We start from the raw sequence: 22048 nt of genomic DNA on the forward strand, positions 1-22048 counted from the left end.
TCCTAATTCATTTCCGAAAGCTTGATACGGGGATCCGCTATGGTCAGTGCAATATCAGCGAGTAGGTTACCCACAATCAAAATGACGGCTCCCATCATCAAGCTTGCCATCACTAGATAAAGGTCCTGGGCCTGTACGGCTTGCAGAATGAGTCGTCCTAATCCAGGCCAGTTGAAATAGTTTTCAGTAATAAAAGCCCCTGCCAAAATGTTGGCGAACTCAAAACCCAACAGGGTGATCATCGGATTGATGGCATTTCGCAAAGCATGGACGTAGATTACGCGATCGTCCGGTAGTCCTTTAGCCCGAGCAGTACGAATGTAGTCCTGACGCAACACATCTAGCATTTGTCCGCGCATGATGCGCTGTAGACCTGCATAGCTCGTGATGCTTAGTGCCAGGGTTGGCAGTATCAAATGCCAACCCACATCTAGGATTTTGCCGAACCAGTTCAGATCAGCATGATTGATGCTGGTAATCCCGCCAATGGGAAACAAAGGCGCTGTCATCTGAGCAAAGAACAGCAGCAGTAGCCCGGTAATGATAGTGGGCAATCCCTGCCCCAGATAGCTAATCACCCGCAAGAACTGATCTAGAAATTTGTTTTGTCTAACTGCGCCAATGATGCCTAACGGGATCGCGATCGCCCACGTTAGCAAAATTGACGACAGCGATAATAGCAGCGTATTAGGAATTCGCTCCCAGAGCACCTCTGCAACTGAACGCTGGTAAGCAAAGCTGATGCCAAAGTTGAAATGAGCTACCACCTGTACAAGCCACTGCCAGTACTGCTGGAGCGCAGGTTTATCCAACCCAAACTGTTCTTCCAACTGTTGAATCGTTTCAGCCGAGACTTGAGGATTTTGTCGATAAAGATCTAGAAAGTTACCTGGCGTCAGTTGAATGACAAAGAAACTGAAGATAGAGGCCAGAAACAGGGTCAATAGAGCCTGCAAAATACGCTTGAAGGTATATAAGCTGGTTTCACTTGTGAGAAACCGCTTAACGACATACCAACCTTCAACGGGCGATCGCTTGGGGTTAGGCTGAAATGAGGGTGTTGGAATTTGAGTCATTCAGGCAGAGAGCAAATAGTTTCATCCATATTAGTACTGCACCAGGCTAACAACAGGTACATCAGGTAACTTTTCGCGTCCTTTCAAATCCAGCAGCTCGATAACAAAACCGAAGCCAGCCACCACACACCCGGTCTTTTCAACCAGTTCTGCTGCCGCTGCTGCCGTTCCCCCAGTCGCAATGAGGTCATCAATAACGAGAACTCGACTCCCGCTCATAAAGGCATCCTGATGCAGCTCCAGCTGATCCGTTCCATACTCTAGGTCATATTTCACTATGTGAACGGCTGATGGCAATTTGCCAGACTTTCTGATTGGGGCGAAGCCTATTTTCAGACGATCCGCTAGCGGTGTACCAAAAATAAATCCTCTGGACTCAATTCCTGCAACATGGTCAGGCTGCATATCCTTGCACTGAACTTCCAGTTGGCCGATGGAATAGCTCAACGCCTGAGGATTAGCCAGGATTGTTGTGATGTCTTTGTATGAAATTCCCGGTTTTGGAAAGTCTGGAACTTCTCGAATGAGACTTTTAAGATCCATAAGCTATCAAGAGAAGCAGATAAACCGTGAGTAAAACGCACCGTAATCCTACCATTAAGATTTATCGCTTCAGCCATCTAGGATAGTGCACCTAACAGCGTCTAGGTTCTTAGCGCATTGCTAGATGGCTCGTCGTCTTGTCTTGACTGATTAACGGCAAACCTGCTCGTCGTTCGCAGATGTCAACGAAAAAGCATCGAATTCATTCCCTTCAAATTCTCCAGTTAGGGTGACAATGTCGCCCTCGGCAACATATTGAACTGTGTTGTCACCACAGACTTCCCAGGTGTCTACTCGAAGTATGCGATCGCTCGTTTCGAGACGCAAGCCATCTTCCCAAACTTGCTGCACGTTGCCTGTGAAGGTAGTTTCCTGCTGGCGAGATCTGACAGACCCCGTTGCTAGACCGACCCCCAGAATCACCCCTAAACCTCCTAACAAAACTAATCCCACAGCCAGCTTTTTCATGATTAACCTTCTCTAAATAGATAAAAGTCAATGGTTCTTTTATTGAGCTAATCCTAACTCAGGTTGGCAGGGAGCATATTGGGATTTCTAATGGCAATCCAACCGACATAAGCTCGCCATCCAAGTTGGTGATCTGGCAAGCTTTTGCCTTTGGGAGAGTTCGACAAAAAGAAATTGCCTGGACAAGCTAAGGCGGTAGGTTGCGGTTGATGTTAGGAAACTCGACAGAATAGAGGCTTTGAGCATGTTGGGTCTCGTTCCTCGATACCGACCTACGGAGGGATATTCATAGCTAGAAAACGTCTTAGCTACAGGGATCTTGATGTCACTTAAAAAAGGAGCCTTTGCAGTTCAAAGGCTCCTTTTTTTGCTATGAACCGTCCGCGAGGCGGTTTGATAGACACGCAAGGACTACATGATGTCGCTGTTATCGTCGATCAACAAGTCATCATCTAGTACGGCGCCGTTTGGCTGCGAGGACGAATCACCATTGTCATTGGGGGTCTCAGCTTGATTTGAAAAGCCGACCATTTCGTCATCTTTCAGAATGCCGCCTAAACCTCCTTCAAGGTTATAGCTGCGTGCAGTTTCATCGTCCAATACGACATCCCGAGCAAGAGCATCGTCGATCAAGGCTCCGTCGTAGCCTGCTGAGATATCTGTATCAAGCGTTGGTGCTGGCTCCTCATAAGCATTGAAGCCCGTACCAGCAGGAATCAAACGTCCGATAATGACGTTCTCTTTCAAACCTCGTAGCCAATCCGACTTTCCTTCGATCGCAGCTTCAGTCAGAACCCGTGTTGTCTCTTGGAAGCTGGCTGCTGAGATGAAACTGTCTGTATTCAAAGAGGCTTTGGTAATACCCAATAGTACAGGCGTGTACTCTGCTGGAGCACCTCCCGTGATGGACATCGCATCATTGACTTGTTCGATCTGATAAATTTCCATCAGCTCGCCCGGCAGCATAGTGGTATCACCACCATCCTCCACGCGGGCCTTAGAGGTCATTTGTCGGACGATAACTTCAATGTGCTTGTCTGAAATATCAACCCCTTGAGACTGATAAACAGACTGCACTTCATTCACCAAGAAGGTTTGGACTTGCTGCAAGGCTTTCATTGCAGCATCATGGGTGCCTTCTCCCTGCGACAAGTGATACTTAAAGAAGACTTCCAAAATCTGGTGCGGATTAGCAGGTCCATCGGTCAATGGTTCGGCTGCTTCAACGTACTGACCATCGTTGATCAATAGATTTTGTCCAGGGCTGAGGGGATATTCTGTGACAACGCCATCTTCCTCGACCAACTTGATGTTGGCAGTCTCATCATCGGTAAAGACAACTTGGGCAGTGCCAGGACGCTCTGCAAGAATGCAGGCTTCCTTCGGTTTACGAGCCTCCAAAAGTTCCTCAATTCTGGGTAGACCTTGAATGATATCTCCCGTTTTCGCCCGCTCAAATACCAGCAGTACCAAACTGTCACCCCGCTGAACTAGATCTCCGTTTTCGATATGGAGAACGGCTCCTGTCGATACTCGATAGGGTCTAGCAAGGCGTAGGGTTATATGCGTATCGGTAATAGCGGTAATCTCACCAGATTCTTCCAGCGTGATGCCAGGCGCAATCTCGCTACCATCAACGACGAGATCGCCGACCTGAACGGTGGGTTGTTGACCGTCCAGGGTGACCTGAATGCGATCGCTATCACGAACAACGAGAATTCGGCGAATAGCCTCCATTCCCTCTCGAATTCCTCGAACTTCACCCGCTTCCTTACACTGAATTTCAGTCCGCGCGACAACCGCTCCTGGTTCAATTTGCTGGCCGTCTTCTACAAGAATGCGAGTTAAAGTGCTGCCCTGCGTTTGGTCTGCAATGACATCCCGACGAATAATGATGGACTCCAGAATGACGAGCTGCAACCGCATGACATCTGGATTAGTCTCGTCAGGGACGCATTCAATATCAGCCTCTAGGTGAGAAGACTCTTCCCCGATCTCTAATACTAATTGCGTGCGCAATAGCTCCTGACCTTCGACAGAGCGGACGCGATCGCCATCCTTGAAGGAAACTCGCTGCATCGCTCGCAGACGAATATGACAGCCAGAATCACTTGTAGAATCCTGACTCGGCACGGACGGCTCATCGGGTACCGTGTATTCTTCCACGGGGCGAATGAGTAGCGCAGGTCCTTCTGGGGACTCAACAAATTCAACGTAAGACAAAATTGAGGTGGACAGTCCTGCCATCAGTTCCTCGCCAGGAGGCACAATGGTGGCATCCCGATCCATCACCTCTTCAGGGTTGTCCACCATATGTAGATCACCAGGCTTAATGACGATCTCTCGAAGGATGTCATTCTTCTGCGTTACCTCAACGACGCCACTGCTCTGGCAAAAGATATCTTTGACAACTTCGGTGCCTGCTTCAACGTACTGACCGTCTTCTACCAGTAGCAGAGATAAATCCTTGTTGACTTCATGGGTTTCTTCAGGAATCCACAACAGCTGGCCGCCTTTGGTGACTTCGTAACCCTGCTTACCTTTACCCTTCTTCGCGGCTTCAATACCGGAATACTTGACCATACCTCCAGTACTGGTGTGGTAAGTCGTATCCTCTAGTTCCGCAACGACGCCACCACTGGAGAGCTTGGTTCCAGGCGTTGAAATCAGGGAGAAGCGCTGACCATTAGCCGTCTCAATGACATAGTGCTCACCCCCTTGTCCGCTCTCCATCTTGACCTCGGCCTGGTCTAAGAGCACTGACGCTGTGATGACTTCAACTTCACGGGCATCCTTGCCTTCAGTCACTTCAGGAAGACGCACAAGGCCGCCACGTTCGCTCATCTGACGAGTTTCTGCGATGATGCCGTCGGCTACAATCCCGTCACCGTTCTTGACAACGGGCTCTGCGTTGGGAGGCAGGTTATAGACTTCGCCGGACAAGACCCAAATTAATCCACCTCGTTGGGCTAAACGAGTTGTATTGCCCTGGCGGTCAATTTTTTCCTCCTGAACCAGTCCGGCAAACTTGACCTCACCAGACAGGTCACTGTTCACATCTTTAGTGGCCTTCTCCGTGACCTTACGAACTCGGCTAGAGGTCGGCATTTCAGCAATCAACTGATCTTTAAGGACGCGATCGCCTGGGTTAACAAACAAAATTGCACCTTGTGGTAACGTTTCTGTTTGTGGTCTGCCGGTCTCACCCTGAACCGTAAGCTTAGTGGTATCCTCGATTAGCAGTGAATCTTCCCCGTGGCGGGTCCGGAAAGGACGACTTCTAAGCTGAGGGGGTAGTTCAACAATACCTTCGCGCTTGGCTCGAATCTGAGGCGTCATTTCTCCGGTGAACGTTCCGCCAGTGTGGAAAGTCCTCATGGTGAGTTGGGTGCCAGGCTCACCAATCGATTGGGCTGCGATGATGCCTACAGCTTCTCCCAAATCCACCATTTCTGAGTGCGCCAAGCTCCAGCCATAGCAATAGCGGCAGACAGAACGAGTCGCTTCGCAAGTCAGGGCAGAACGAACAACCACCTCTTCAACGCCGGCATTGTAAATGTCGTCTGCTCTACTTTGAGAAAGCGCTTCATTGCGCTTGGCGACAACTTCACCCGTTTTGGGATGAATGGCATCTTCGGCTAACACCCGTCCTAACAAACGATCCCCTAGCGGAATGAGGATCTTATCGCCAGCTACCATACTGCTCAAGCGAATGCCTCGCTCAGTGCCACAATCGCTTTCACGAATGATGACGTCTTGAGAGACATCCACCAGCCGTCGGGTTAGATAGCCTGAGTCGGCAGTTCTCAATGCAGTATCTACGAGTCCTTTACGAGCACCGTAGGACGAAATTACGTATTCCGTAACGGACAGCCCTTCACGAAAGTTCGTTCGGATCGGCTGGTCAATAATTTCCCCTTGTGGATTCGCCATGAGGCCCCGCATGCCCACTAGCTGACGCACCTGAGAGATATTTCCCCGGGCGCCTGAAAAGGCCATCATGTAAACGGAGTTCAGCGGATTATTCTCCTTGAAGTTTCTGACAACCTGATTCTTTAGCTCCTCGCTAGTTCCGTTCCAGGTATCGATTACTTTTTGGAATCGCTCGACCTCCGTAATCTCCCCGCGAGTATATCGCTCCTCAGTGGTGCGAATTTCTTCATCCGCTGCATCCAGCAAATCCCGTTTAACTGCAGGTACCTGTAGGTCTTCGACGCTAATGGATACCCCTGCCCGGGTTGCATAGCGAAAGCCCAATGTCTTCATCTGGTCGGCCATTTGAGCTGTTCGAGCCGTACCAAAGCTTTCAAAAGACCAAGAGATCAGCTTTTTGAGTTGCTTTTTGTCAATCACTCGGTTTCGGAAAACCATGGGAGTTTGCTTGGATTCCTGCTCAGCCATTTGCCCTCTCTGCCTTGTCCGGTTTACTTCTCAAAAATTCCAATGGAAGCAGTCTGCCTGCTGCTTTCCGCGATCGCACTGCTCAAGACTAATTCGCTAAAGCGTCATGCACCGTCTTGTTGTAAATCACTCGCCCTGTTGTGGTTTTGATGTACTGAGAAATCAAGTTGCCGTCTGTATCTTCTCGGGTGCGGCGGTCCTGATATAGTCTTCTCACCGTTCCATCGGCCTCAGTAGATTCCTCAACTAAACCATCACCTCCACCGGACTCAACCGGTCCATCAAACCGCAACCATATCTCGGCATGAAGATCGATCGCGCCCTGCTCAAAAGCCAGAATGGCATCTTCCATAGAGCCAAATGTCCGTCCTGCACCCCTCTGCTGATAGGGGTTTTCAGCCGTGAGGTAATAACAACCCAAGACCATATCCTGACTAGGGGTAATGATGGGTCTACCCGTTGCAGGCGACAAGACATTATTAGAGGCCAACATTAAAAGTCGCGCTTCTGATTGGGCTTCCAAAGATAGGGGCACATGCACTGCCATCTGGTCACCATCAAAGTCAGCGTTGAAAGCTGGACAGACGAGCGGATGCAGTTGGATGGCACGTCCTTCTACCAAGATGGGTTCGAAGGCTTGAATGCCTAAACGGTGCAGCGTTGGTGCCCGGTTAAGCAATACTGGGTGGCTCTCAATCACCTCTTCTAGCACTTCCCAAACGCTGGGATCATTGCGCTGAATTAGCTTCTTGGCAGCTTTAATGTTGTTCACCATGCCCTGACGAATCAGACGATGGATGACAAAAGGCTGGAACAATTCGATCGCCATCTCTCGGGGCAAACCGCACTGATGAATCTTGAGGTTTGGACCCACCACGATGACAGAACGGCCTGAATAGTCAACCCGCTTGCCCAAAAGGTTCTGTCGGAAGCGCCCCTGTTTTCCTTCAATAATGTCCGAAAGGGATTTTAGCGGGCGGTTGTTAGCACCCACAACAGTCCGCCCACGTCGTCCATTGTCAATTAGCGCATCAACGGCCTCTTGCAGCATCCGCTTCTCGTTTCGGACGATAATTTCAGGCGCTAAGATTTCTTGAAGTCTAGCCAGGCGGTTGTTGCGGTTAATAACGCGGCGATAGAGGTCGTTCAAGTCCGACGTAGCAAATCGTCCACCATCAAGTTGGACCATTGGCCGTAAATCTGGGGGAATGACGGGAATGACATTGATAACCATCCATTCGGGTTTGGATCCCGTGGCAATGAAGTTATCGATAACCCGTAGGCGCTTAATGAGCTTGGCCCGTTTTTGTCCCTTAGAAACTGCAATCTGTTCTCTCAGACCCTCAGCTTCTTCCTCAAGGTTGAGGTCTTGTAACAAGCGCTGAAGTGCTTCTGCGCCAATGCCAACTTCAACCCCCACTAGTTGGGACTCTTCGTCATACAGCTGATCCTCAATCTCAATCCACTGATCTTCGGTCAGCAGCTGCTTATAGGACAAGTTGTCGGCATTGCCAGGATCAAGAACCACATAAGCATTGAAGTAGACGATTTGTTCGACGTCCTTCAACGGCATGTCTAGCAGAATGGCGATATAGCTGGGAATTCCCTTGAGGTACCAAACATGAGCAACCGGAGCAGCTAGCTTGATATAGCCCATGCGGTGACGGCGCACGCGCGACTCCGTGACCTCAACGCCACACCGTTCGCAAACAATACCCCGGTGACGAACCCGCTTGTACTTGCCGCAATGACATTCCCAGTCCTTCGCAGGGCCAAAAATCCGCTCACAAAACAGGCCGTCCATCTCAGGCTTGAGGGTCCGGTAGTTGATTGTTTCGGGCTTGGTCACTTCCCCCACAATCATGCCGTTGGGTAAAGTCCGCTCTCCCCACTGACGAACCCGATCAGGAGATGCAATACCAATCTTGACGTAATCAAAACGCTGTTCCAGCTTAGCCATGCTTAGCTCTTTCCTTCCACAGATATGCGCTTGTGTTCAACAAATCAGTTTTAGGGCTGAGGTTAGTCCCAGCCCTTAGGGGTTTAACCCTCTGCCTCTTCCATCTCTTCAGGTGCAGCAGGCGTGATGATGGATTCGTAAGTCGGTCGAGGCGGTGTGCGACGGTTGCTCAGGTCAGACATCAAATCAACTTCAACATCTCGACTAGTGCCGTCTTCCTGGGTTTCGACCTTGTGAACGGCAATATCAAGTCCTAAGGACTGCAACTCTCGCATGAGGACCTTGAATGACTCGGGGGTCCCTGGTCGAGGAATTGCCTTACCCTTAACGATCGCATTCAGCGCCTCGTTCCGCCCTTGCATATCGTCAGATTTCACGGTTAGCAATTCTTGCAGTGTATAGGAAGCGCCATAGGCCTCAAGTGCCCAAACCTCCATCTCACCAAAACGCTGCCCCCCTTGCTGTGCTTTACCACCCAAAGGCTGTTGAGTAACCAAGGAGTAAGGCCCTGTGGAACGAGCGTGAATCTTGTCATCCACTAGATGCACCAGCTTCAGCATGTAAGCAACCCCGACTGTCACCGGGCGATCAAAGGGCTCTCCAGTCCGACCATCATATAGCTGGATCTTGCCCGGGTCATCTGGGTTATACACCCAGTCCTTGCGGGTTCGGTCGCGCGCTGCCTGAAGCTGCCCATGGGTTGTGTTCCGAGAAGCTTCCTTGTCGTACATCTCATCGAAGGGGATGATCTTGAACCGAACATCCAGATTGTCGGCGGCCCAACCCAATAGACATTCAAAAACTTGGCCCACGTTCATACGAGAAGGTACGCCTAAGGGATTGAGAACAATGTCGATAGGAGTACCATCCGGCAGGTAAGGCATATCTTCCAAAGGCAGAATTCGAGAAATAATGCCTTTGTTGCCGTGGCGACCCGCCATCTTGTCACCCACCTGGATCTTACGTTTCTGAGCCACGTAGACCCGTACCACCATATTGGCACCTGGAGGAAGCTCATCCCCTTGCTCACGGGTGAAGACACGCACATCTACTACGCGACCTTTTTCACCGTTAGGGACTCGCAGGGAATTGTCTCTGACATCCCGAGCTTTTTCGCCAAAGATAGCCCGCAGCAGCTTTTCTTCAGGAGGTTGGTCAGACTCTCCCTTAGGGGTCACTTTACCAACCAAAATGTCACCCGACTCCACCCAAGCACCAATGCGAATGATGCCTGTTTCATCTAACTGACGTAAGGCATCTTCGCCCACGTTGGGAATTTCGCGGGTAATCTCTTCAGGCCCTAACTTAGTTTGACGCGCTTCAATCTCAAATTTCTCAACGTGAATTGAGGTGTAGACATCCTCAAATACCAGCCGTTCGCTAATCAAGATAGCGTCTTCGTAGTTGTAGCCTTCCCAAGGCATGTAGGCGACAACTACGTTCTGGCCGAGGGCAATTTCGCCCCCTTCAGCTGCGGACCCATCTGCCAAGACCTGGCCCGCTTGCACGTGCATCCCTTGAAAAACTAAGGGGCGCTGATTCAAACAAGTATCTTGGTTCGATCGCTGATATTTCTGTAGCGGATAGTCATGGATTTGGCCCTGCTCGTCCTGAACCTGAACCAGATCAGCATCAACGTAGACAACATTCCCAGCCGTCCGGCTGACAAGTACCATGCCCGAGTCGCGAGCTGCTTGAGCCTCTAGCCCCGTACCGACCAAAGGCCGCTCTGGACGCAGTAGGGGAACTGCCTGCCGCTGCATGTTGGACCCCATCAAGGCTCGGTTAGCGTCATCGTGCTCCAGGAAAGGAATTAGCGAGGTGGCTACCGAAATAATTTGGACAGGCGATACCGCTACGTAATCAACCTCTTCCGGAGGAGAAACGGCAAAATCCTGACGATAGCGTACAGGTACCATGTCGCCGAGGATGTATCCGTCTGCATCCGTTGGTAGATCACCTGCAGCAACCCGCAGATCGTCCTCTTCGTCCGCTGTCATGTAGGCCGGTGGCAGATCGCGCCGCACGCGACCATTCTCCACCCGGAAGAAGGGCGTCTCGATAAACCCAAAATCATTGACCCGTCCGTGGGTTGCCAAAGAACCAATTAGACCGGCGTTAGGTCCTTCAGGGGTCTCAATGGGACAAATACGACCGTAGTGAGACGGATGAATATCCCGCACGGCGAAACCAGCCCGTTCCCGAGTCAGCCCGCCTGGCCCAAGGGCGCTCAGACGACGCTTGTGAGTCAGCTCGGCCAGTGGATTCGTCTGGTCCATGAACTGCGACAGCTGGCTAGAACCGAAGAATTCCTTAATGGCGGCAACCAGAGGCTTCGGGTTGACTAGGGATGCCGGAGTCAACGATTCAGCATCCGATACCGTCATACGTTCTCGGATAATCCGCTCCAAACGGTTAAGACCCACCCTCACCTGGTTTTGTAACAGCTCACCCACGGAGCGCACGCGACGGTTGCCAAGGTGATCGATATCGTCGACCATGCCGATATCGAATTCTAAGTTAATGAGGTAGTCGATCGCTGACAGAATATCCTGAGGCGTCAATACCCGAGTCGAATCAGGAATGCTGAGGCGCAATTTACGGTTAAGCTTGTGGCGACCGACTCGACCTAGGTCATATCGTTTGGCATCAAAGAAGCGAGATTCTAAAAGCTGCTGACCACCGGAAACCGTGGGCGGCTCACCGGGTCTTAGCTTACGATAGAGCTCTAAGAGTGCTTCGTCTTCGCTGAACTGCCCCTCTTTCTCAATAGTTTTCTGGAAATATTCGGGATGACGAAGGGAATCAAAGATCTCAGCATCTGTCAGTCCCAGGGCCTTTAGTAAAACTTGGGCAGAGATTTTACGAGTTTTGTCGATTCGGACCCAGACTAAGTCGTTCTTATCCGTCTCAAATTTCAGCCAAGCACCTCGGTTAGGAATGAGATTGGCATTGTAGGTACGACGTCCGTTTTTATCAGTTTCCGCCTTGTAGTAAACTCCGGGACTGCGAACAATCTGATTGACAATAACCCGCTCAGCACCATTGATGATGAAGGTACCGCGATCGGTCATCAGAGGCAAATCTCCGATGAAGACTTCTTGCTCTTTGATTTCGCCGGTTTCTTTGTTAATCAAACGGGTAGGGACATACATTTGTACGCCGTAAGTTGCATCCCGTCGCTTCGCTTCATCCACCATGTACTTAGGACTTTTGAGTTTGTAGTCCTTCCCGATAAAATGAAGCTCTAACTTGCCGGTGTAGTCTGTGATGGGTGAAAAACTGTCTAATTCCTCAATTAATCCCTCTTCCAAAAACCATCTAAAGCTAGAACGCTGAATTTCGACTAGATCGGGCAGCGTGAAAGTGGAAACCGTGGTAATTTGGTCGGTCATGCGTCTCCTCAGGCGGACAAACCCTACAATCTCTACAGAAAAAGTCCATCAAACAAAAAGCAACTACCCCAAATGATATGGGGTAATTTTCAAAAAGCATCTTCTAGAGCGGCACAGAAACTCCGTGCCCTACCTCTTTTTTTTTCAACAAAGCCGTACCCACAAATTTATTCCGTTTAGGTTCTTACAACGAATAAACATCTTCGAGCCAGGATAGCCCTCTTTATCCAGCAGCGAAGCAGCGCTTTCTAGACGAATCAGAATACCTCTGAATGGCCCAAAGCGACATATTATCTAAGACCGGATCTGTCAACACCTCATATTTCAAACCAGCTTAACAAAAAGAACGTACTTTAAGTTATTTGTCAACACTCATTTCTCGGTAGAGAGTATTAAGACTTTGTCAACTCACCCCTGTAGGCTCTGAGAATCTGTTGCCCTCTCGACTAGCTTCACAGTCCTTCTCTTTAGCAGAAGACAACTTGAACAACCGCATTGCATTCGCTGTAGTGCGCTCGGCCAAGAATTCGAGAGGTTCCTGCCGCAGTTCTGCAAGATAGTTTGCTACGTGAGCAACATTGGCAGGCTGATTGCGGCGCTCCTTTCTCTTAGGTACTGGTGTTAAAAAAGGGCAATCGGTTTCTACCAAGAGTCGGTCAGTAGGAACCTGGCAGGCAGAAGCCTTAACCTGATGAGCATTTTTGAAGGTGACAATGCCGCTGAAACTAATGTAAAAACCCAAATCCAAAAATAATTGGGTTTCCTCTGGTGTTCCTGACCAACAGTGCATCACGCCGGCTATGGCCCCTCTTTCGGCTTGAAAGGTTTCAATCAACCTAGCGGCCTCTATCGCAGCGTCTCGGCAGTGAATGATGACGGGGAGATCAAGCGACTTAGCAATTGTAAGCTGCTCCCAGAAGGACTTTTCTTGAACGAGCTTATCGTCAGCTTTGTAAAAGTCAAGTCCAGTTTCTCCGATCGCAACGACCCGCCGATCAGAGCGAGCCAGCGTCTCAATCTGGGCAGCAATATCTGGTGTCCATTTGTCCATGTCTAAGGGATGTAGCCCAACTGACAAAGACACCTCAGGATAGCGATCCGCGATCGCCTGCATTCCCTCAAACTCACTCGGCTCCACACAGGAGTGAATTAGATGGGTGATGCCAGCAGCACGCCAAGCAGCAGCCACCTCGTCCAAATCAGGACGAAATGTCTCGAAGTTAATGTGAACGTGGGTGTCAATCAACTGCATAAGCAGTCTCCAGACCTCCTAACTTAGGATGCTTCAGCCTGCTGTGATTCTACGGATTTGAATGCCTGACTCAAGCGGGACTTGCGACGAGCGCCCGCATTGCGATGATAGACACCGCGCTTGACAGCTTTGTCGATCTGACTGAAGACCGCAGACAGTTCCTTCTGAGCGGCTGCCATCGTTTCTGAGTTAGGATCAGCCGAGTAGTTTTCGAGTGCTGCAAGGTACCGTTTCGTAAGCGTTTTAACCGCAGACCGATAAGACTTATTGCGCAGACGATTGCGTTCTGCGACCTGGATACGTTTGATTGCAGACTTGATGTTTGCCACGGCTTACCCAAACTCAGATATAACATTAAACAGATTAAGTATCATAGCATCGATTTTCAAAACTGTTTAGGAATCTACGGATAGGCAAATGAAACCGCGTTAAGCTATAAGACAGTAGGGGCTTCCTTGCATACCAAGTTTGGAATTTGAGAGTTGATTCTCCATACCTCCAGGCTCTATCGCTTATTTAAGTCAGGTTTTGTGCGAAATGTTGCGCATTATCAACCAGTTAGCTGATGCTCAGGTAGAGTTGCAGCGCATCTGTGACCGCACCCACGATGATCAGGTTTTTCACAAAGAATCTACGGTGAGAGAAATCCTGCAGGCTGTACAGCGCAAGGGGGATGAAGCCCTGCTGCAATACACGGCGGATTTTGATAACCAAGTATTGGTGGCGGATGACCTGCGCGTGCGGGGATCTGAGTTCGATGCTGCTTATCAACAGGTCTCCAAAGAGCTGATCGATGCCATTCGTCTAGCTCATAGGAACATAGAGGCTTTTCACCGTAAACGCATCCCCTCTAGCTGGGTGGAGTTTGAAGAAGATGTCGTTTTGGGGAAACGCTACTCTCCGGTTGATAGGGCTGGTCTCTACGTACCCGGTGGTCGGGCGTCTTATCCCAGCACTGTTTTGATGAATGCGGTTCCTGCCAAAGTGGCAGGCGTTGAACGTATTGTCATGGTGACGCCTCCGGGCGATCGCGGCGCCATCAATCCAGCCGTTCTGGTTGCTGCCCAAGAAGCGGGAGTCACTGAAATTTATCGGGTTGGGGGGGCCCAGGCGATCGCAGCATTAGCCTATGGAACTGAGACCATTCCCGCCGTCAACATCATTACAGGTCCCGGTAACATTTATGTGACGCTAGCGAAGAAGCAGGTATTTGGTACCGTTGGCATCGATTCTCTGGCCGGGCCTTCAGAAGTCTTAATTATTGCTGACCACACCGCTAATCCGGTATACGTCGCGACTGATCTGCTCGCTCAAGCAGAGCATGATCCCATGGCGGCGGCGATTTTGATTACAACGGACATGTCCCTTGCTGAACAGGTTGCCGCTGAGGTTGCTAGACAATTGGATGGTCATCCTCGTCAAACGTTAACCGAGAAAGCGATCGCCAATTACGGTGTGTCTGTTGTTGTCGATAACTTACAAACAGCTGTGGCTCTGTCGAATGAATTTGCTCCAGAGCATTTGGAACTCGAAGTTGAAGACCCGTGGGCTCTGCTAGAGACTATTCGTCACGCTGGAGCTATCTTCTTAGGACACGCAACGCCCGAAGCTGTTGGTGACTATCTGGCAGGCCCTAATCACACATTGCCGACTTCAGGAGCAGCCCGATATGCGTCTCCTTTGAGTACTGAGACGTTTATGAAACACTCCAGTTTGATTCAATATTCGTCAGCTGCTCTATATAAAGTTGATGGCGCGATCGCCCGATTAACAGAAGCAGAAGGCTTGCCGTCTCATGGAGATTCGGTCAAGTTTCGGACCAATCCTCAAAAGCGTTCCGATAGGCTCTAAAGGTTCTCTAAATGTCCTTGACGTTGATCAAGAGGACTCAGCTGAGTCCTCTTGATTTATGACTTCAGCCATCTTGTTTATGACACTGATGGCCCTACGTAATGGCAGATTGTTTAACGATCAGGGACTAGGAGTACCCCTTCACCATCCTTTAGTTCAAACGAGCGAAGATCATGTCCGTCGCCTCGCAATTCCAGTCCGGGAGTTGCCAATGCGACCCGCCAGGCAGACATCTCTAGCTGTAGCCAGTCTCCTGGACTTACCATCATGGGTTGCCCCCCCATGTGCGTCATGAGGACAACTTCTTGAGGTCTCCCTTCTGGATGAGGCTCACTGCGATAGCCATAAAAAATAGTGCGGCAATCATCACTGATGCGGTTGAAGCGATCGCGTCCGGTCAAGTTTTCTCGCAGCCAAGGATGACTGAGGCGAAACTGTCGCAATTTAAGACTAAAGCGAGTAATTGAGCTGTTTAAACCCTCTAAATAGCGGCCCACGTTACACATATCGTGACTGTCTTCCATGAAGGCCATAGCAAATGTCTTCAGCTTGGGCACATCAAGCGTGGCCAAAAAGCGGGGTAAATGAGCCTCTTCGTTGAGTTCTTCCAACGCAGGTACCTCACAGGCAATACCATCAGGGTCACCTAAACAGTGCTGACAGATTTGAGCGACGGCTCCTAAGTCATAATCGGTTTCAAGCATGGCGTCTCTCAGGGCGTAAGCAAAGTCGCGCAGCTGCTCGTATTCTAGAAAGCCCAGTGCTTTGAGCCTTAGGAAAGCATCGGCATCAGCATACATGTCAGGCTCAATTTCCCAATCCAGAAAGCCGACTTCCTCAGACACCACTTTGACCCCATAGCGATCGTCTGTGTTGCGGAAAAAGCCCCACGGCGTCTCGACTGTGGCATTCAAAAAATCCATAGGTAATCCAGGCGAAAAGCCATGCACCCATAAGAGCGTGGCCGGATTGTTATAAGCCCTATGTAACACCTGAGGCAAGGTTTTACCTAAGTTCCAGTTGATATCAGCATTGGTCTCAACCTGATTGCCTCGCCGGACAGTATCATGATTGCCGCAACCTGTGATCCAGTGGTCGCCTTGAAAAATCACTTCACAGACCCGGCGCCACTTGCGGTCCCAAAATCCCTTTACGGTAGGCGTATTGTGCGCAAAAATGAGAGGCCCCCACTGGAATGAACCCGGCTTCATTTCTACCAATTCGCGATAAGTTGACTTTTCTTCCCACCCCTCTTCCGGCCAAGGGCGACCGTCTTCAAAGATGGTAAACATCAGTCGCCGATAACCCTGAATATTTTGCACAACATCGCTCATCCCAAGTAGGTAGGCGTCGTCTTGCTCCACCCTACCGGAAAGAGGATTAAAGAAACGGAAATCTTGTCCTCCGTCGACGCGCACCCCATCAGCCCCAGTATTAATCTTGCGGCGCTGCATTTCTAACAAAATTGCTCGCACCTGAGGCAGTTGATGGTTCAGGTCTTGCCCATACATGTTAGGCCCCTTGAAGAACTGCTGGGCTAACAGTTCCAGACCTTGATTGTCCGAATGACCGTAAACGAGGTCATAGATCAGATGGATAGGCCCGCCTGCGAAATTATGTAAGGTCGCAATAAAGTCCACCGTTTCATCCGGTCGTAAGGTGCCTAACACAGCTGGATTGGTTGCCGAAGACGCCAAAATAGGAACGTCATATCCCCAGTTTTGGGTGTTTGGCTTGCGCAGAGTCACTAAGACTGCATTGTGAGGACTATTGGTTGACTTCTGTGCTTCATCCGCTTGAGTGACATCCTTTAGTGTCGCTTCCTTCTTTTCTAAAGCGGTTTCCTCATTGCCTTCAACGTCCTCCAGAACCGTTTCCCCATCACCATCGACGGGAACCTTTTTCTCTGCGGGCTGTTCGTTTTCAGCCTTTGAACTGGCAGGCGCTTCAGACGAAACTGGCAAAGACTGTATCGCGAAAAACTCATGCTCGCCGCTGGTATCTTCTCGCCGATACTCAATGGTTGGCTCCACGGGCAAGAGTTGTACCGCATCGTATCCAGCATAGACCTCGTCAGCTGGAGTCAGCGTCTCACCAGCCGCTATCTTTTCAGAGACTCGTTTGAATTGATGGGTTAATCCTTCTAGGGTTCCTTCAGGAGAAGCCGTCTTGACGTGAATCTGAAGAATATTGGTAGGTGTAGGAACGCGAGGAATTTCCGCATCAGCAACTCCTTTAGGGGCAGCCGTCCGTCTGAAATAGCTCAAATCAGCCCGTCGCCGCTGCAGACGCCGCATATCGTAGACTTCTGCGGGACCAAAGATGCCGTAGGGGGTGGAGTAGGCTAGCGGATCACGAATGATATGCACTCGCTGATCGGCATCAACGTATCGTAGCCAGTAGAAAGCGCCAGCGGTTGTCCGGTTTCCAGCTTTGACGCCAGAAACCACTGCCCACAAAAACTCTCCCTGCTGTCTCACGGGTACCAAATCCCGCTGAAACTCAATTGTCTGACGTGGCTCGTGAAACTGGATAGGAACTAGGGGGGTAAAGATTTCCAGTTCCAGCGATCGCTCCGACTGGATGACGTTAGCGGTTAATTCAGGTGTCCAAAAGCCGAACTCGGTCAATCCATCGCGACGATAGTGACAGCCTAAGCGTTTAGCTAATCGCTGACCTCGATCAAAATAGGTGTCATCCGAGGCCATAACAGATGATGCCCAGTTCAGCAGGGTTTGGGTTTCATCGTCTACAAGGCAGATGTTGGGGATACGAATACTCTTGACTGGCACGGTGTCGCTTCTCTTGTTATGCGGAGATGTGAGGGTAATTAGGCAATTGGTCTTTAAACAATTGGTTCAGTGGGGAGAGTGTCCCTTCTCTACTCTGACAAACCTGTCGAACAGCTGAAAGGCTATTGCTGCACTGCCTACAATACGAGCAGTTCTCTCTAAAATCGAGAAGGTTCAATAAACCTAAAAATTTTTTAAAAAATAGAAAATAGCAGCTAGCTTAGCTGCGAAACATTGAACAGCAGATCTGTTTCAACTCAATTAGCAATTGAGCTCACTATGGCTCATGGTGCAATTACGTTCTTCATAGGGGTTCGAGATAGGGGTTCGAGATCAAGTCAACATTTCTGTTTTAGCAGAACAGTTCTTCAGACGATCGCCAAAATCCGCAAAAATGCGGACCTCTACAAAGTCTTTAACAGGAACACAGTTTTGATGAGGATCGTCTTCTTCATATTGCATTCATTGCAGCATTTATTCGCGAGCAAGTTTTGTCAGCAGCAGAGTAGCCTGTCAAAAAAGCAAACGTAGAGAGCCGTATAGGCTGGTGCTGCATAAAGGGTAGAGCTTTGCCTTTGAGGGGTAAACCAATGCTGACAGTCGTCTTGTTAGGCGTCCCGACGCTATCTAGCCTGCATTTTCAGGGTGGTTTGCCCCCTATGACAATCCGAGTTGGTGACAGGGTGAATAAGAGTAATTATCCAGCAGACTTATTGCCCTTGCACCCCTGCTCTGTATTCAGACTACTGCTCTAAGTGGGTTGAATCATGGCAGTATGACACAAGCATCAGTGAATTAAGTTTGTCGTGGATATGGGTTAGAATCCGGGACTACCCGCGAGGACTCACTGTTTTTCCACCGCTCAACTAGTCAGGAGAAGCTGATATGAAATCTGCCCTTGTCATCCTCTACCATCGCGAACCCTACGATGAGGTTGTTGTAAATGGCAAGACTGTTTATCGAGACAAGAAAAGTCCTAACGGTATTGTGCCGACATTAAAAACCTTTTTTGCCAACGCCGAAAGTAGTACATGGATTGCATGGAAGCAGATCACCGCTAAGCAACAAGCCAACTTCGAAGAACGAGTTGTGATGGAGGGAGGCAATGAGAGCTGCAAGGTTCGGCGTATTCCGCTCAGTGCTCAACAGGTTAAAGACTTTTATCACATCACCGCAAAAGAAGCATTTTGGCCCATCTTGCATTCCTTTCCAGAACATTTTACTTACGAAAGCTCAGACTGGGAAAACTTTCAAGCGATCAATCGGCTTTTTGCTGATGCGGCCTGCGAAGATGCTGCCGAAGATGCCCTGATTTGGATTCACGATTACAACTTGTGGCTAACGCCTTATTACATTCGCCAGAAGATGCCGAATGTGAAGATTGCGTTTTTCCATCACACGCCATTTCCAGCGGCTGATGTGTTCAATATTTTGCACTGGCGTCAGGCGATCGTAGACAGCCTGCTCTGTTGCGACCTGTGCGGTTTTCATATTCCTCGGTATGTTGAAAACTTCGTGTCTGTTGCTCGGAGCTTACGCGAAGTTGAAATAGCTGAAAAGGGACCCGTACGGCCTGCTTTTACGCCCCACGGATTAGCGTTAGCAGAGCCTGAAATGACCTCTAAGTTGACATACCAAGGGCGGATAGTTCACCTAGATGCTTTCCCAGTAGGCACTAATCCTCAATACATCGCCGATGTTGTCCAGTCGCCGGAGGTGCAGGAACGAGCACAGCAGATCCGGAATGATATTGGTGATAACAAATTGATTGTTTCGGCGGGCAGAGTTGACTATGTCAAAGGCGCTAAGGAGATGTTGCTGTGCTACGAGCGACTGCTAGTTCGGCGTCCCGAACTTCAAGGTAAGGTCAACTTAGTGATGACGGCAGTGAAAGCGGCGGCTGGAATGCGTGTTTATAAAATGGCGCAGAGCCAAATTGAGCAGCTTGTCGGCAAAATCAACGGACGCTTCTCTAAGCTGAATTGGACCCCCATTTTGCTATTTACAGAGCCAGTGCCTTTCAATGATTTGATGGCGTTTTATCGGACGGCTGACATTGCTTGGATTCCACCGCTCCGAGACGGGCTTAACTTAGTTGCCAAAGAGTACATTTCTGCCCATCAAGGTCAAGACGGCGTGCTGATTTTGTCAGAATTCACGGGGTCTGCGGTGGAGCTGCCTGATGCCGTTTTAACGAATCCCTATTCAGACCAGCACATGGACGAATCTATTGATTTGGCCCTCGACATGAGTCCTGAAGAACAGAAAGAACGTATGCAGAAGCTCTATGAAGTCGTTCAGCAGTATGACGTGCAGGAATGGGCGAATCACATGTTCCGGGAAGCCAATGCGACAGCGGTATCGGTGGAGCCTGCGTTAGTCTAAGTGCAAGAAGAGCGCTATTAGAGTCCATACCACGGTAGATGAGTTAAATAGCCAAAAAAATTACGATAAAAATCGTGATTTTTTTGGCCCACCAGGGTTTTATGGAGTTGAGTATCAATTGAGCGTCCATCTGCCAGTATTTTTACTGCTTAACTGACGGCCTATTTTTAACTTGCAGCACTCAAGGATCTTAGATGAGAGATTTACAAGCAATCCAGAGCCGTAGCTATGATTTATTTGTCATTGGTGGCGGCGTTAATGGCGCAGCAACGGCGCGAGACGCCGCCTTAAGAGGATTATCAGTACTGCTGGTTGAAAAGAACGATTTTGCCAGTGGGACTACAAGCTGGTCGACTCGATTAGTCCATGGCGGATTGCGATATCTTGAATATTTTGAATTTAATCTAGTTAGGGAATCTTTACGGGAAAGGGAGATTTTACTGAAAAGTGCTCCTCACTTAGTCAAGCCCATTCAGATGACGATTCCTATTTATGGCAGCGGTACACGCAGCTATTGGGAAATTCAGGCCGGAATGGTTCTCTACGATATCTTGAGCTATGACAAAACGTTGCCCAATCACCGAATGCTCTCGCAGGCAAAGTTACGTCAGTTATTCCGCTCGGTTGACCATGACAATGCCAAGGGAGCTGCTCAGTATTATGACGGTCAGGCTGAACATGCTGAGCGCCTTTGCTTAGAAACACTCTTGGATGCTAAAGCTGCTGGTGCAGATATTCTCAACTATGCAACGGTCACTGGTCTGAAGCGGGAGGGCGATCGCCTGACTAGTTTCAGTATCTACGATCAGATTGCAGACCAAGACTTCACCGCTTCTCTTAAGGAGACCGGAGTTGTTGTCAACACCTCTGGACCTTGGGTTGATCGCGTCTTGGGTTTGGGGGAAAGAAATGGAAAAGCCGAGCCGATTGGCAGCGATCGCAAAATTGGTGGTACTAAAGGCAGCCACATCATCGTTGATCCTTTTCCTGGAGCACCCAGCAGCGCGCTGTACGTCGAGGCAAAATCGGACGGACGTCCCTTTTTCATCGTTCCTTGGTGCGGACAGTTCCTTATTGGCACGACCGATTTGAAATATACGGGTGACCTCGACAAGGTTAAAGCCGACAATGACGAAATTGACTACCTTGTCAGCGAAACGAATCGCGTTGTGCCAACGGCCCGCCTAACTCGTGAGGATGTGAAATTCACCTATTCTGGCGTGCGGCCCTTACCCTATTCAGAAGGCAAAAAAGCAGGCAGCATCACTCGTGCCCATATTTTGTATGACCACGAGAAGGAAGGCGTTCGCAACTTAGTCTCTTTAATTGGCGGCAAACTGACAACCCATCGGCAAGTGGGTGAAGAAATGACTGATTGGGCCTTCAAAAAGATGGGTAAAGCGGTCAAGCCATCGCCAACCCGTCACCGCCCCCTACCAGGCTGCATTTGGCCAGATGACGATCGCCTCACAACCGCCTACGAACGCTATCGCGATCAAGTTAGCACTGACAGCCTCAACTACCTGTTTGAAACCTATGGAGTACGGGCTATTGATCTCCTTGCCTTGGTAGACAATGCCCCCGACTTAGCGGAGCCACTCACTGAGACCCATCCCAACATCCGAGCTGAGGTTGTCTTTGCAGTGCAGCAGGAGATGGCGCACACCTTACTAGATATCACTCGCCGTCGTACCATCCTGGCGATGAACGCAAACTACGGTTACGACGTTTTGGCACCCATCTTGGAAACGCTGCAAAAGCACTGCGGCTGGACAACTGATCAGTGTCAGGCACAAGAACGCGCCTATCGCCAGTTCATGGAAGAGAATTGCATTCCAGACTACGCAATAGAGAGTGGCATTGAAGGGCGATCGCTCCAGGCGGTTTAAGCAAGTTCTAAGGATATAGCCCTGCCCGTGTGCTCT

At 49.8% G+C, this 22048-nt stretch carries 13 protein-coding genes; 3 read left to right on the forward strand and 10 right to left on the reverse strand.

Features of this window, described 5'->3' with window-relative positions; genetic code table 11:
- Nucleotides 1–2: 2 nt before the first annotated feature.
- The 8 genes from PN498_RS01630 to rpsT all read right to left on the reverse strand — a co-directional run bounded on the left by PN498_RS01630 (nucleotide 3) and on the right by rpsT (nucleotide 13424).
- Nucleotides 3–1076, reverse strand: a complete 1074-nt coding sequence (locus tag PN498_RS01630) for an ABC transporter permease (RefSeq protein ID WP_272060930.1) — start codon at nucleotides 1074–1076, stop codon at nucleotides 3–5.
- Between the two features lie 30 nt (nucleotides 1077–1106).
- Nucleotides 1107–1619 carry an adenine phosphoribosyltransferase gene (locus PN498_RS01635; RefSeq protein WP_272060931.1) on the reverse strand — a complete coding sequence of 171 codons (513 nt, stop codon included), beginning with the start codon at nucleotides 1617–1619 and terminating at the stop codon, nucleotides 1107–1109.
- Nucleotides 1620–1769: 150 nt separating this feature from the next.
- Entirely contained in the window at nucleotides 1770–2087 is a 318-nt protein-coding gene (locus PN498_RS01640; RefSeq protein ID WP_272060932.1) for a hypothetical protein, read from the reverse strand.
- Nucleotides 2088–2498: 411 nt separating this feature from the next.
- A complete protein-coding gene (locus tag PN498_RS01645; protein WP_272060933.1) occupies nucleotides 2499–6488 on the reverse strand; it encodes a DNA-directed RNA polymerase subunit beta' in 3990 nt (1329 codons plus the stop codon).
- A gap of 88 nt (nucleotides 6489–6576) precedes the next feature.
- Complete coding sequence (locus tag PN498_RS01650; RefSeq protein ID WP_272060934.1) at nucleotides 6577–8448, reverse strand: DNA-directed RNA polymerase subunit gamma; 1872 nt, start codon at nucleotides 8446–8448, stop codon at nucleotides 6577–6579.
- Nucleotides 8449–8531: 83 nt separating this feature from the next.
- Nucleotides 8532–11843 (reverse strand): DNA-directed RNA polymerase subunit beta, encoded by a 3312-nt coding sequence (gene rpoB / locus PN498_RS01655; protein WP_272060935.1) that lies wholly within the window; start codon nucleotides 11841–11843, stop codon nucleotides 8532–8534.
- A 403-nt stretch (nucleotides 11844–12246) separates the two neighbouring features.
- Nucleotides 12247–13095: a TatD family hydrolase gene (locus PN498_RS01660; RefSeq protein ID WP_272060936.1), complete on the reverse strand. Its 849-nt coding sequence runs from the start codon at nucleotides 13093–13095 to the stop codon at nucleotides 12247–12249.
- Nucleotides 13096–13118: 23 nt separating this feature from the next.
- Nucleotides 13119–13424 (reverse strand): 30S ribosomal protein S20, encoded by a 306-nt coding sequence (gene rpsT / locus PN498_RS01665; RefSeq protein ID WP_272060937.1) that lies wholly within the window; start codon nucleotides 13422–13424, stop codon nucleotides 13119–13121.
- 208 nt (nucleotides 13425–13632) lie between these two features.
- On the opposite strand from rpsT, the gene hisD reads away from it, so the two are divergent.
- The gene (gene hisD, locus PN498_RS01670) at nucleotides 13633–14946 is read left to right on the forward strand and encodes a histidinol dehydrogenase (protein WP_272060938.1); all 1314 of its coding nucleotides are present in this window, start codon (nucleotides 13633–13635) and stop codon (nucleotides 14944–14946) included.
- 113 nt (nucleotides 14947–15059) lie between these two features.
- On the opposite strand, the gene gghA is transcribed toward hisD, so the two are convergent.
- Nucleotides 15060–17738: a glucosylglycerol hydrolase gene (gghA, locus tag PN498_RS01675; RefSeq protein WP_272060939.1), complete on the reverse strand. Its 2679-nt coding sequence runs from the start codon at nucleotides 17736–17738 to the stop codon at nucleotides 15060–15062.
- A 333-nt stretch (nucleotides 17739–18071) separates the two neighbouring features.
- The gene (locus PN498_RS01680) at nucleotides 18072–18200 is read right to left on the reverse strand and encodes a hypothetical protein (RefSeq protein WP_272060940.1); all 129 of its coding nucleotides are present in this window, start codon (nucleotides 18198–18200) and stop codon (nucleotides 18072–18074) included.
- 423 nt (nucleotides 18201–18623) lie between these two features.
- Between PN498_RS01680 and ggpS the strand changes: the two genes are divergently transcribed.
- Both ggpS and glpD read left to right on the forward strand, forming a co-directional pair.
- The gene (gene ggpS, locus PN498_RS01685; protein ID WP_272060941.1) at nucleotides 18624–20123 is read left to right on the forward strand and encodes a glucosylglycerol-phosphate synthase; all 1500 of its coding nucleotides are present in this window, start codon (nucleotides 18624–18626) and stop codon (nucleotides 20121–20123) included.
- A gap of 194 nt (nucleotides 20124–20317) precedes the next feature.
- A complete protein-coding gene (gene glpD, locus PN498_RS01690; RefSeq protein WP_272060942.1) occupies nucleotides 20318–22012 on the forward strand; it encodes a glycerol-3-phosphate dehydrogenase in 1695 nt (564 codons plus the stop codon).
- The last annotated feature ends 36 nt before the right edge of the window (nucleotides 22013–22048 follow it).

Origin of the sequence: Oscillatoria sp. CS-180 (assembly GCF_028330965.1) — a bacterium.
Lineage (GTDB): Bacteria > Cyanobacteriota > Cyanobacteriia > Phormidesmidales > Phormidesmidaceae > Halomicronema.